Raw genomic sequence first — 12,691 nt, 5'->3', positions numbered from 1 at the left:
GAATCTATGCGCCGGTTTTGTGGTGGCGGATAGCGCAACGTGAAAGGTGTTATCGATGGCGCTACTGGACACGATCTCCGGGCCGAGAGATCTTGATCGCCTCTCGACGGAACAGCTCGTCCAGCTCGCAGCGGAGGTCCGGGCCTTCCTTGTGCGCGAGGTCTCCAAGACCGGGGGACATCTGGGGCCCAACCTCGGCGTCGTCGAGCTGACCATCGCCATGCACCGGGTGTTCGAGTCGCCGCGCGATGCGATCGTCTTCGACACCGGGCACCAGTCCTACGTGCACAAGCTGCTCACCGGCCGCCAGGACTTCGGTTTGCTGCGCCAGTCGGGTGGGCTCGCCGGCTACCCGCAACGCCGGGAGTCGGAGCACGACATCGTGGAGAGCTCCCACGCCTCCAGTTCGCTGTCCTGGGCCGACGGCATCTCCCGGGCCTTCGAGATGACCGGCCAGAGCGACCGTCACGTGATCGCTGTGGTCGGGGACGGCTCCCTGACCGGCGGCATGACCTGGGAAGCCCTCAACAACATCAGTGACGACAACACCCGTCGGCTGATCATCATCGTGAATGACAACGGCCGCTCCTACGCCCCCACCATCGGCGGCATGGCCCGTTTCCTCAACACCGTGCGCACCCGCCAGGCGTACCACAGCGCCTACCTGTCCAGCCGTGAGGCCTTCGAACGGATGGGCGCACCCGCGCGGGCGTTCTTCCGAGGCGTGCGCGGTGGCATGCATGGCTTCCTCTCCCGGTTCACCAACAACGAGGCGCTCTACTCGAACCTCGACATCAAGTACATCGGCCCCGTCGACGGCCACGACATGGCGGCGATGGTCGAGGCGCTCCGGCAGGCCAAGGGTTACGGCGCCCCGGTGATCGTGCATGCCATCACCCAGAAAGGCAAGGGCTACGACCCGGCCGTGCAGGACACCGCGGACCAGTTCCACGCCGTCGGCCAGATCGACCCGGAGACGGGGGAGTCCACGGAATCCGCCGGAGCGCCCTCCTGGACATCCGTCTTCGCCGACGAGCTGTTGCGCCTGGCCACGGTGCAGCCCACGATCGTCGGCATCACCGCGGCGATGCTGCGCCCCACCGGCCTGCACAAGATGGCCGAGAGATTCCCCGACCGGGTGCACGACGTGGGCATCGCCGAACAGCACGCCGTGACCAGCGCGGCCGGCCTTGCCTTCGGCGGCCTGCATCCGGTCGTCGCGCTGTACGCCACTTTCATCAACCGGGCGTTCGACCAGGTGCTGATGGACGTTGCGCTGCACAAAGCCGGCGTCACATTCGTGCTCGACCGGGCGGGCGTGACCGGGCCGGACGGTCCCAGCCACCACGGCATCTGGGACCTGGCCATTCTGCAGGTCGTCCCCGGGATCCGCCTGGCGGCGCCGCGGGACTCGGTGCGCCTGTGCGAGGAGCTCGAGGAGGCCGTGGCGGTCGACGACGCGCCCACCGTGCTGCGCTTCCCCAAGGGGAGCGTCAGTGCCCCGATCGAGGCGGTTCGCCGGATGGCGGACGGGGTCGACGTGCTGCTGGAATCGACCCAGAAGGACGTGCTCATCGTGACCGTCGGGCCGATGGCTGCGATGGGACTCGACGTGGCGGCGCGGCTCGCCGCCCAGGGTATCGGGGCAACCGTGGTCGACCCGCGCTGGGTCGTGCCCGTGCCGAAGAGCATCGTCTCCCTGGCTGCGGAGTACCGGATCGTCGTGAGCATCGAAGACGGCATCCGGGTGGGCGGTATCGGCACCCGCATCCGTCAGGACCTGCGTGAAGCAGGCGTCGACACGGCCGTCACCGAACTCGGTCTGCCCGACGAATTCCTCGACCACGGCACCCGGGCCGAGATCCTCGAACGCGTCGGGCTGACGCCGCAGCGGATCGCCCGCGACGTGGTGGACATGGTCCTCGGCAGCAAGATCCCCCACGCCAGGCCGCTTCCCGCCGACACCATCGACACCGGATCCATCCCGGCCAGCCGCCAGAACGACTAGTCAGGTTCTCAACCGGTTGGTCGCGCCGGTCCCGGAAGGTCGCGACTGACCCGCTGGCGCTGGCGGCCGCGCGATGAACCTGCCCAGCACAACGCCGAGCCGTGAGTTCGGCTCCCCCTTCTTCACGACAGGGAAGTCGAGCTCACGGCTCGGCGGAGTGGCTATCGTCAGTCGCCTACGGTCGTCGCCGTCGTGTGGGCGATGGACGCGGAGGCCGCGCCCACGCCGCGGATCGGCGGCGTGTGGAACGTGTCGTGGAAGACCCGCTCGCTCGCGCCGACGCGGTCCAGGTAGGGCGTGATCCCGCCCATCTGGAACGGCCAGTTGGCACCGAGGATCATGCACAGGTCGATGTCCTCGGCGGCGTGCACGACGCCGTCGTCCAGCATCCGCTTGATTTCGTCAGCGAGGCCGTCCTCGACGCGGCGCAGGATCTGCTCGCCGGTCATCGGGGCGGTACCGCCCGCGACGATCTTGACGGCACCCTTGTCGAAGCCCTTGATCTTGCCCTTGGCGTCGCGCTCCAGGATGGTGCCGTGCTCGGCGAGCCGGTGCAGGTTCGCACTCTCGAAGAAACGGTCCGGGAAGGCGGCGTGGTGAGTGTCCAGCACGTGCGCGCCGACCTTGAGACCCACGAGTTCGAGCAGCTCGAACGGGGTCATCGGCATCCCGAACTTGGCGAGCGAGCCGTCGACGACATCGAACGGAGTGCCCGTGTCCACAGCGTGCATGGCTTCGCCCAGCAGCTTCGCCAGCAGCCGGTTCACCACGAACCCGGGGGTGTCCCGGGTGATGACCGCGTTCTTGCGGAGCTTGGCGGCCACGACCATGGCCGTGGACAGGGTTACCTCGTTCGTCTCGGGGGTGTTCACGACCTCGATCAGTGGCATGATCGCCACCGGGTTGAAGAAGTGGAAACCGACCAGTCGTTCGGGGTGGGCCAGCTTGGCACCGATCTGCTCGACCGACAGCGACGAGGTGTTGGTGGCGAGGATGGCCTCCGGTGAGATGTGCTTCTCGATCTCGGCGAAGACATCCTGCTTCACGCCGAGCTCTTCGAAGACGGCCTCGATCACCCAGTCCGCGTCCGCGAACTGTGACTTATCGGTGGTCCCCGTGACCAGGGCACGGAGCCGGTTGGCCTCGTCGGGGGAGATGCGCTTCTTGGTCTCCAGGGCGAGGATCTCACCGTGGATGTACGCGACGCCTTTGTCGACGCGGGCCTGGTCGAGGTCGGTGATGACCACGGGCACGCGCAGGCGGCGCACGAACAGCAGGGCGAACTGGCTGGCCATCAGGCCGGCGCCGATGACGCCAACCTTCTTGATCGGGCGGGCGAGGGCCTTGTCCGGCGCTCCCGCCGGGCGCTTGGCCCGCTTCTGCACGAGGTTGAACGAGTAGATGCTTGCCTGCAGCTGGTCGCCGGAGATGAGCTCGGCCAGGCAGTCGTCCTCCCGCTCGAATCCTTCCTGCTTGTTCCCGCTCTTGGCCGCCTTGATCAGGTCCAGCGCGATGTACGGCGCCCGGGCGACGGTGCCGATGCGGCCTTCAAGCATCTTGCGGGCGATACCGACGGCGACGTCCCACTTCACGAGGCGTTCGACCTTGCCCGGCTGGTTCGGCCGGGCAACCTTGATCTTGCCGGTGATCACCCTGTCAGCCCACTCGATCGACTGTTCGAGGAACATCGCCGAGTCGAACTGCACATCGGCGATGCCGAGCTCGATGGCGTCGGCCGCTTTCAGCGTGCGGTGCTTGAGCGGGTTCTCGATGATCACCTTGAGGGCGTTCTCGATGCCGATCAGGTTGGGCAGCAGGTACGAGGCACCCCAGCCCGGAATCAGCCCGAGGGAGACCTCGGGCAGCGCGATCGCCGGTACGGATGCGTCGACCGTGCGGTAGTCGGCGTTCAGGGCGATTTCGAGCCCGCCACCGAGTGCGAGACCGTTGATGAACACGAAGGAGGGCACGCCGAGCTCGGCCTGCTTGCCGAGCGCGTAGTGGCCGAGCTGCGCGAGTAGTTTGCCCGTCTCGAGCGAGGGGATCTGGCTGACCTTGCTCAGGTCGGCGCCGGCGGCGAGGATGAACGGCTTGCCGGTGACGGCGACTCCGTGGATGTCGCCGAGGGCGGCACGCTCCCGGAGGAGGTCCATCGTCATGCCGAACTCGAGCAGGGTGATGGGCCCGAGCGTGTTCGGGCGGGTGTGGTCCCGGCCGTTGTCGAGCGTGACGAGCGCCAGGGTTCGGCCTCCGGACAACGGCACGTCGCGCACATAGGAGTGCGTGACGACCTCGTCGGCCGACAGGTCGACCAGCGGAGTGAAATCGAGTGCGGAGTAGTCGGTCATCGCTTGCTTGCCTTCCGGTTGAAGTGCGGGTTCTCCCAAATTACGGTGCCACCCTGGCCGAGGCCGATGCACATGGCGGTGAGGCCGTAGCGCACCTCGGGGTGCTCGCTGAACTGGCGTGCGAGCTGGTTCATCAGTCGCACACCGGATGAGGCGAGCGGATGTCCGATGGCGATCGCGCCGCCGTACTCGTTCACGCGGGGGTCGTCGTCGTCGATGCCGAAGTGATCCAGGAAGGAGATCACCTGCACAGCGAACGCCTCGTTGAGTTCGAACAGCCCGATATCGGTGATGCTCAGGCCCGCCTTGCGCAGGGCCTTCTCCGTGGAGGGGACCGGGCCGAGACCCATGACCTCCGGTTCGACGCCGGCGAAGGCGAAGCTGACCATCTTCATCTTGACGGTCAGTCCCAGTTCCTTGGCTGCCGTGCTGCTGGCCAGGAGGCAGGCGCTGGCGCCGTCGTTGAGTCCGGACGCGTTGCCGGCCGTGACCCGCCCAAAGGGGCGGAACGGGGTCTTGAGAGAGGCGAGTCCCTCCATCGTGGTCTCCGGTCGCGGTGCCTCGTCGCGGGTCGCGAGTCCCCAGCCGGATTCACTGCGGATCGCCACCGAAACCAGGTCGGGCTGGATCTTCTCGGCCGCGTAGGCTGCGGCGACCTTCTCCTGGCTGCGCAGGGCGAACCGGTCGGAGCGCTCCTTGGTGTACGAGGGGAAGCGGTCGTGGATGCGTTCGGCGGTGGCACCCATGTTGAGGGCGTCCTCGCTGACGAGGCGCTCGGACAGGAAGCGCGGGTTCGGGTCGACGCCCGATCCCATCGGGTGGCGGCCCATGTGCTCGACCCCGCCGGCAATGGCCAGGTCGTACGCGCCGAAGCCGATTCCCGCACCCAGCGTGGTGACGGCGGTCATCGCGCCGGCGCACATCCGGTCAATGGCGAATCCGGGCACCGATTTCGGCAGGCCGGAGAGCAGCGCTGCCGTGCGACCGAGGGTGAGACCCTGGTCGCCGGTCTGGGTCGTGGCGGCGATCGCCACCTCATCGATCCGTTCCCCGGGAACCGAAGGGTTGCGTTCCAGCAAGCCGATCATGGCCTTGACCACCAGATCATCCGCCCGGGTGTTCCAGTACATTCCCTTTTCGCCAGCGCGTCCGAACGGGGTGCGAACCCCGTCCACAAACACGACTTCTGCTCTATCGGCCACTTTGCCTCCATCAATCGATCAGGTGTCGGTCGATCCTAAAGGGGCACCCGAGGAGGGTCGAATCGTTGGACGGTTCCTACGAATCTGCTTCCGTTGAGACCTTGGTCGTTTGAAGAACATCCACAAAGGCATCGGCAATACGTTGTGCGGTCACTTCAATCTGCCAGGTGCGAGCGCCCAGATGTGCGAGCGCATCACCGACGGATGCGGGGTCGACGGTCTCCGGCGGCGTCCACGCGACCCGGCGCACGTAATCGGGTGTGACGAGGTTCTCCAGAGGGATGGACAGTTGCTCAGAGACCTCAGTCAGCGCGGCGCGAGCGGCCTTGTAACGCAGATCGGCCTCCGGATTGCGATCGGACCAGGCGCGCGGGGGAGGGAGCAGGTCGCCGTTGCCGCGCAGCGAGGGCAGGTCGGTCGCTGCCAGGCCCGTCTGAATGGCGCCCCACCAGCGGTCGAGCTCGGTGCGGCTGGCCCGCCCGCTGAACTCCCGCAGGTCGGCCAGCGCCTGCCGGGTCGCGGGCATGGCCCGTGCGGCCGCGGTGAGCGACGCGTCGGGAACGAGACGGCCGGGGGAGACGTCCAGATCCTGGGCCAGACGATCGCGGGCCAGCCAGAGCTCTCGGGCGACGGCCAGGCCACGCTGGCTGCGGATGGAGTGCACGCCGGAGAGGCGTCGCCAGGGCTCGGGCCCGACAGGCTTGGCCTCCCGGGCCAGCACCGCAGCGAATTCCTGGGCGGCGATGTCGGTCTTGGAGTCGGCGGCGAGCATGTCGACCATCCGGTCCCGCAGGTCGGGGAGCAGCTCGACGTCGAGGGCGCCGTACACGAGCCAGGCCTCCGGGAGAGGTCGGGTCGACCAGTTCGCGGCGGAGTGTTCCTTGGCCAGGTGGATGCCCAGAAGCTCTTCCACGACCGTGCCGAGGCCAACCCGGGGAATGCCGAGCAGGCGGGCAGCCAGTTCCGTGTCGAAGATTTGCTTGGGGTCGAGGCCCACCTCACGCAGGCAGGCCAGGTCCTGGCTGGCGGCGTGGAAGATCCACTCGTCGTCGAGAAGCGCCTCATTGAGTTCGTGGAACTCTCCGATCGCGGGCGGGTCGAACAGGAATGTGCCCGCGCCCCGCCGGTAGATCTGGATCAGATACGCCCGCTGGGAGTAGGTGAAGCCGGACGCCCGTTCCGCGTCGATACCGATCGGCCCCGTGCCGGCGCTGATGGCAGCCGTTGCTGCCAGGTAGGCATCCCGGGTGTCGATTACCTGGTGATCAAGCACGACCGTTGCGGCGTGTGGACAACATGCTGACTCCTTCGCCAGTGGGTGGAAGGCCTGCGAGCATGCAGAGCAGCTCGCCCCATCCTTCGACGTGGGCGGCGAGATTTTCGTCCAGCGGCGTCCACGAGGCACGCAGTTCTATTTGCGCGCCATCGCCCTGCCTGGCAAGTTCGCCGAAGCCTGACGAGATGATCTTAGTCGCCGTGCCTGAGGCCGCGGTGTATCGGGCCCCATGGGCGTCGAGGGCGTCCACCAGCCACGACCAGGCCACGTCGGCGACGAAGGGGTCCAATCCGATGTCGGTTTCGAGCGGAGCCTGCGCGAAACAGACGACGCGAAACGCCCCGCCCCATTCCTCGGGTTCTTCCGGGTCGTGCAACAGGATGAAGCGCCCCGTGCCCAAATCGGAGTTGCCCCCGTGACGAGCCGGGTTGATATCGGCGGAGTAGGCGACGGCATGCGGGGCGATGTTCGCCGGGGCGGAAATCTCGTTCACCACGAGCTCCGCACGGATGCGTGCACGCTCGATGGATGCGCGGGCAGCGGTGAACTCCGGAGGGAGCGGTTCTCGTGTTTCGGGCACGTCTGCAGACTAGAGTTTTTTCCGTGCAGTGTCGGTCAGGCACGCCGGACAGGGGAGGTAGTCATGCGTGACGGAATGGGTTCAGGGCGGCAGCCAGGACGGATTGTGGCCGTGACCGGGATCGCCGTTGCTGGTGCGGCGGTGATGCTCGGAATCGCGAGCGGCGTTCTCTCGGCCGTGATGGCTCGCCGGATCGTCACGCCCGGGGCCCGGCGCACGGATGATGTGCGAGTCAAGACCGTCGACCTGGCGGCGGGAACGATCACACTGGCGTCCACGGCGGACTCGGTTCTGCAGGGTGACTACAGCTTCTGGTTCTCGAACGACCGAGGCCATGCGCACCTGGGCGAGGTCCTGCGCCTGACGCCGACCCAGGTGACCCGGCGCATCCTTCGCGTGGACCATGGCGATCTGGCGCGGGCGGAACGCGGCCGGTTCGGCGGGTACTCCTTCCTGGGTCCCTGGGACCTCGGTCTCGACTTCGAGGACGTCGACGTCCCGACCGAGATCGGCGACGCACCGGCCTGGCTGGTCCCCGCGGAGGAACCCGACGGACGCTGGGTGATCCAGGTGCACGGGCGCGGTGTGGCGCGGCAGGAGACCCTGCGCGCGACGCCGGTCTTCCGAGAGGCGGGATTCACGTCCCTGCTGGTGTCCTACCGCAACGACGGGGAAGCCCCCCGGAGCGGCGACGGCCGGTATTCCCTCGGAGACGCGGAATGGCGGGACGTCGATGCGGCCATCGCCTTCGCCGTCGCTCGCGGGGCGACCGAGATCGTGCTGATGGGCTGGTCCATGGGCGGGGCCATCGTGCTGCAGACGGCGACGCGGTCCACGCTCCGCGACCACATCGTCGGTGTTGTTCTCGACTCGCCCGTGATCGACTGGGCGGATGTCGCGCGGTTCCACGGCGGACTGCTCGGACTCCCGGCGGTCGTCTCGAGTGGCGCCCTGGAGGTGCTGGGGCGACGGTGGGGCGGGATCTTCACCGGGCAGACCGAACCGATCGACTTCCGCCGCCTCGACTTCGTCACGCGCGCGGCCGAGCTGGAACTGCCGGTGTTGCTCATGCACAGCGACGACGACGGGTTCGTGCCCGCCGACGGCTCCCGCAGCCTGGCCGGGCGCCGCCCCGACATCGTGACGTTTCTGCCGTTCGCGGTGGCGCGGCACACGAAGCTGTGGAACTACGACCGTGACGGCTGGAATCAGGCCATCACGAACTGGCTGGCCGAGATCGCTCCCACCGGGCGTACAGCGCGCCCTGATCATCCAGCAGGAGCTGTCGCAGACTGAACCCCGTGGCGACGGGCCGCGCCGACTCGAGGAGACCGCGGGCGCCGAGCACGATCTGGGGACTCGTGGACAGGCAGAGTTCGTCCACCAGGTCCGCTGCGAAGAACTGCCCGGCCAGCAGGGGGCCGCCCTCGCAGACGATCCGGGTGAGGCCGAGGCTGTGAAGGGCCGCGACGACGGCGGCGGGAGTGAGCGTGCCGACCTGGTCCTCGAGCGGCACGATCACCGCTCCGGACCCGGCCGTCGTGGCCTGCGCGCGGGCGACAGCGGCCCGCGGACAGAGCACGTAGACGCGCCGACTGCGGTCAGCTTCGGTGCCGGCCCGTGGCGCGAGTCGGTGCCCGGCGAGGTCTCCGCTGGCCGTGACGACGGCCAGGGAAGCGCGTGCCGGGATGACGTAGCCCTCCGCACGGACGCTGCCGGCGCCGATCAGGACCACGTCGGCGAGTTGCCGGATCACGCCCAGGATGCGACGGTCCAGCCGGCTCGACAACGAATCCGAGGTGTTGTCGGAGCCGGTGACGCTGCCGTTCAGGCTGGCAATCATGTTGACCCTCAGGTAGGGGCCGGGTTTCGGGGCGTAGCGGAGGAGAAGCCAGTCCCGACTGGCTGGATCGAGCCCGTCGATCGTCCGAGAGAGGCCGGCTGCGTCATCGCCGCCGGCCTGTCCCTCCGACTGCGGAAAGACCCAGGTCAGGGTCACGCAGTGCCCTCGCGCAGGCGGCGTTTGGTGCGCGCGAGCATGGCGGTCATGCCGCGGATGCGCAGGGGCGACACGGCCTTCGTCAACCCGATCGTGTTCGGGTAGTCGTCTGGCACGTCGAGCACCTCCTGGCGGCTGAGACCGTCCAGCCCCTGGGCGAGGATCGAGGCGAAGCCCCGGGTCGTCGGTGATTCCCGCGGAGCGGTCGCGTGGAGATGAACGGCGGAATCGTCGTCGACCTCCACGAATATGAAGACCGGGGATTGGCATTCCACGACCCGTTCCAGCAGGTCCGGGTGATCCGCGTAGCGGGGCGGAAGAGCTGGCAGCTCGTCCGCGAACTCGAGCAACAGAAGCAGCCGGTCCGGTTCCTCGAGTTCGAGGAATTCGTCACGGATCTCGGCCAGTTTCGCGGGCAATTCGGTGGCAGTCATCGAGACTCATTCTGCCATGCGCCGGATCAGGGGTGACGGCACGGAACAGTGACGATGGTGCGCGGCTCGGCCACCTCCGGCCCGTCGAGGTAGGACTCCCAGGGTGGCCCGGCCGCCTCCCAACCGTGATCGGCGAGCCAGGCATCCGCAGCCCTGTAGGCACCGACGACACCCTGGTACGGGCCGATGTGCACGACCTGCACGGCGGTGCCGACGGGAAGGGATGAGGGGACCACCCGTCCGGACGGCTCCACCGGCACGCTGGTCGGGAAACCCGCTTCGATCTGAAGGCCCTCCGGCGTGGGAACATAGCAGCCGAACGGCATCCCGGTCGGTTTGAGTCCCCGGGTGCCCAGCACAGTCAGGACCTCGCCGAAGGCCGCGCCCAGGAACACGGGGACGTCTTTCTCCGGCACCAGCCCTCGAACGACCGCCGTGTGCTGCTCACGCAAATCGACCTGTTCGATGGTGTAGTCCATGAGCGCCATAGTGCCTGCGGAGGGTGCCCACGTCCAGTCTGCGACGGGGCGCAGGTGCGGCTCAGCGGCGGCTCAGCGCGGGGCGGGCGCCGCACCCGGTTCGGTGCCCAGCACGATCGGAACGTGCACGGCGTTGCCCCATTCGGTCCAGGACCCGTCGTAGTTGCGCACGCCCTCGAATCCGAGCAGGTGCGTCAGGACGAACCAGGTGTGGCTGGAACGCTCACCGATCCGGCAGTACGCGATCACGCTGTCACCGTCGGACAGCCCTGCTTCGTCCCGGTAGATGGCGTCGAGCTCCTGGCGGGTGCGGAACGTGGCATCCGGTGCCGCGGCGCGGGCCCACGGCACAGATGCTGCCGACGGGATGTGGCCGCCGCGCAAAGCACCTTCCTCCGGATAGGCGGGCATATGGGTGCGTTCGCCGGTGTACTCCTCAGTGGAGCGCACGTCGATCAACGGGTTGCCGAAGTGGGCGAGGACATCCTCCCGGAAGGCCCGGATGGGGGCATCGTTGCGTTCGACGACGGGGTACTCCGCCGGTGTGATCACGGGCTTGTCCCGGGTGAGCTCGCGTTCCTCGGCCACCCACTTCTCTCGGCCGCCGTCGAGCAGGCGCACATCCTCGTGGCCGAACAGCGTGAACACCCACAGGGCGTAGGCTGCCCACCAGTTGTTTTTGTCACCGTAGATGACCACGGTCGTGTCGCGGGAGATGCCCTTGGCGCCGAGCATGGCGGCGAAGGCTGCGCTGCCGATGAAGTCCCGTTCCACCGGGTCGTTGAGGTCGGTGTGCCAGTCGATCTTGACGGCTCCCGGGATGTGGCCGGTTTCGTAGAGCAGCACGTCCTCGTCCGATTCCACCACCGCGAGGCCGGGGGTGCCGAGGTGCTGCTGCAACCACTCGGTCGTCACCAAGCGCTCGGGGTGCGCGTAGGCGGTGAACTTCTCTGCCTGATCGAGATCAACGGGCATGGGGGAAACCTCCTGGGAGCGTCCGATGGACATCGGATCAAATGTGCGCGGTTTAGGCTGTTTACCGGCCCGCTTTTCGAATCTACGCGGTATGGGTCCTGATCGCATCCGCGGTCGAGCTTCAACGATGATGCGCCGAGTGCGGCCAGCGTCCGACACAGAGAACCGGGTATTCCAGCATGGCTCCACAGGCCCTCAGCCAGGTGCAACGATTGGCCGACCGTTCCCCGAGCATCACCGGGCCGGAGATCGTGGCCGAGCTGGTTCCGCCGCCCCAGTTCGAGCACGCCTCCTTCGAGTCCTATCGACCCGACCTGAACTTCCCCTCGCAGCTCGAGGCCGTGGAACGACTGAACACCTTCGCCGGCGCCTGGTCGCCCCAGCGTCCCAGCGGCTTCTTCTCCCGCACCCGCAAGCCCAAGGCGGAGCTGCCGGGCATCTACCTGGACGGCGGCTTCGGCGTGGGCAAGACCCATCTGCTGGCCGCCCTCTGGCATGCTGCTCCGGGGCCGAAGTACTTCGGCACCTTCATCGAGTACACCGCGCTCGTCGGCGCGCTCGGCTATGCGGCCACCGTCAAGCAGCTCTCCGGCGCCCGTCTGATCTGCATCGACGAGTTCGAACTCGACGACCCGGGCGACACCATGCTGATGACCCGGCTGCTGGGTGAGCTGGTGGCCTCGGGCACCCGGGTCGCAGCCACCTCCAACACGCCGCCGAACTCGCTCGGCGAGGGCCGTTTCGCCGCGATCGACTTCCTCCGGGAAATCCAGGCCATGTCCGCCAACTTCGAGATCGTGCGCATCGACGGTCTCGACTACCGGCGACGGGACATCGAGGGCCACGCCATCGCCGTGCCTCGGGACGAACTCGATCAGATGGTGCCCGCACTGCTCGAGCGCGGCTCCATGGTGACCCGGGATGATTTCGGCAGCCTGATCCGTCATCTGAGCACGGTGCATCCGTCGAAGTACATCAAGATGATCCAGGGAATCGACGTCATTGCCCTGACGGACGTGTACCTGCTGACCGACCAGACGGATGCGCTCCGGCTGGTGGCCTTCATCGACCGGGTCTACGACGCGGAGATTCCGATCATCGCCAACGGGCAGCCCCTGAACGAGGTTTTCGACGCGGAGATGCTCTCCGGCGGTTACCGCAAGAAGTACCAGCGGTCCCAGTCCCGGCTCGTGGCGCTGACCACGGGCGAGCTGCCGCCGCACGACTGAACGGCCGTGCCCGTGTGGTCCGCCCGCAGGAAACGCGATGTTAACACCGGCGCGGAGCGCGTAACGCGGTCGAAACCTCCGTGCGCACTCGCCGAAACCTGACAACTCCAAACTAACTCTGTACCCGCCGAGACACGATCTACTGCTCACCCTGTGCACGT

General features: G+C 67.6%; 11 protein-coding genes. 3 read left to right on the top strand and 8 right to left on the bottom strand.

Annotated features, from left to right (window positions below):
* The first annotated feature begins 55 nt into the window (after positions 1-55).
* Complete coding sequence (dxs, locus tag E3T49_RS12605; RefSeq protein WP_134425256.1) at positions 56-2,008, top strand: 1-deoxy-D-xylulose-5-phosphate synthase; 1,953 nt, start codon at positions 56-58, stop codon at positions 2,006-2,008.
* Positions 2,009-2,175: 167 nt separating this feature from the next.
* On the opposite strand, the gene E3T49_RS12600 is transcribed toward dxs, so the two are convergent.
* The 4 genes from E3T49_RS12600 to E3T49_RS12585 form a co-directional block, all read right to left on the bottom strand.
* Positions 2,176-4,356, bottom strand: a complete 2,181-nt coding sequence (locus E3T49_RS12600) for a 3-hydroxyacyl-CoA dehydrogenase NAD-binding domain-containing protein (RefSeq protein WP_134425255.1) — start codon at positions 4,354-4,356, stop codon at positions 2,176-2,178.
* The gene (locus tag E3T49_RS12595; protein WP_134425254.1) at positions 4,353-5,558 is read right to left on the bottom strand and encodes a thiolase family protein; all 1,206 of its coding nucleotides are present in this window, start codon (positions 5,556-5,558) and stop codon (positions 4,353-4,355) included. Before E3T49_RS12595 ends, E3T49_RS12600 begins: the two co-directional genes overlap by 4 nt.
* A 76-nt stretch (positions 5,559-5,634) precedes the next feature.
* On the bottom strand, positions 5,635-6,831 hold the full coding sequence (locus E3T49_RS12590) for an HRDC domain-containing protein (protein ID WP_134425253.1): 1,197 nt from the start codon (positions 6,829-6,831) through the stop codon (positions 5,635-5,637).
* Positions 6,824-7,414 carry a DUF3000 domain-containing protein gene (locus tag E3T49_RS12585; protein WP_134425252.1) on the bottom strand — a complete coding sequence of 197 codons (591 nt, stop codon included), beginning with the start codon at positions 7,412-7,414 and terminating at the stop codon, positions 6,824-6,826. Before E3T49_RS12585 ends, E3T49_RS12590 begins: the two co-directional genes overlap by 8 nt.
* A 111-nt stretch (positions 7,415-7,525) precedes the next feature.
* Here E3T49_RS12585 and E3T49_RS12580 point away from each other — a divergent pair, with 111 nt between their 5' ends.
* Complete coding sequence (locus tag E3T49_RS12580; protein WP_241972814.1) at positions 7,526-8,710, top strand: alpha/beta hydrolase family protein; 1,185 nt, start codon at positions 7,526-7,528, stop codon at positions 8,708-8,710.
* Here E3T49_RS12580 and E3T49_RS12575 read toward each other — a convergent pair.
* The 4 genes from E3T49_RS12575 to E3T49_RS12560 all read right to left on the bottom strand — a co-directional run bounded on the left by E3T49_RS12575 (position 8,631) and on the right by E3T49_RS12560 (position 11,301).
* A complete protein-coding gene (locus tag E3T49_RS12575) occupies positions 8,631-9,413 on the bottom strand; it encodes a dihydrofolate reductase family protein (RefSeq protein WP_134425251.1) in 783 nt (260 codons plus the stop codon). The genes E3T49_RS12580 and E3T49_RS12575 overlap by 80 nt on opposite strands.
* Complete coding sequence (locus E3T49_RS12570; protein ID WP_134425250.1) at positions 9,410-9,847, bottom strand: SufE family protein; 438 nt, start codon at positions 9,845-9,847, stop codon at positions 9,410-9,412. The genes E3T49_RS12575 and E3T49_RS12570 overlap by 4 nt, the downstream gene beginning before the upstream one ends.
* A 26-nt stretch (positions 9,848-9,873) precedes the next feature.
* Entirely contained in the window at positions 9,874-10,326 is a 453-nt protein-coding gene (locus E3T49_RS12565; protein ID WP_166785543.1) for a GyrI-like domain-containing protein, read from the bottom strand.
* A 72-nt stretch (positions 10,327-10,398) separates the two neighbouring features.
* Entirely contained in the window at positions 10,399-11,301 is a 903-nt protein-coding gene (locus tag E3T49_RS12560) for a sulfurtransferase (protein WP_134425248.1), read from the bottom strand.
* 179 nt (positions 11,302-11,480) lie between these two features.
* On the opposite strand from E3T49_RS12560, the gene zapE reads away from it, so the two are divergent.
* Complete coding sequence (zapE, locus tag E3T49_RS12555) at positions 11,481-12,530, top strand: cell division protein ZapE (RefSeq protein ID WP_134425247.1); 1,050 nt, start codon at positions 11,481-11,483, stop codon at positions 12,528-12,530.
* The last annotated feature ends 161 nt before the right edge of the window (positions 12,531-12,691 follow it).

This window comes from Cryobacterium cryoconiti (genome assembly GCF_004403065.1).
Classification (GTDB): domain Bacteria; phylum Actinomycetota; class Actinomycetes; order Actinomycetales; family Microbacteriaceae; genus Cryobacterium; species Cryobacterium cryoconiti.
Note: the sequence above shows the minus strand (reverse complement) of the source record. Positions and strands in the feature narration are given on the sequence as shown.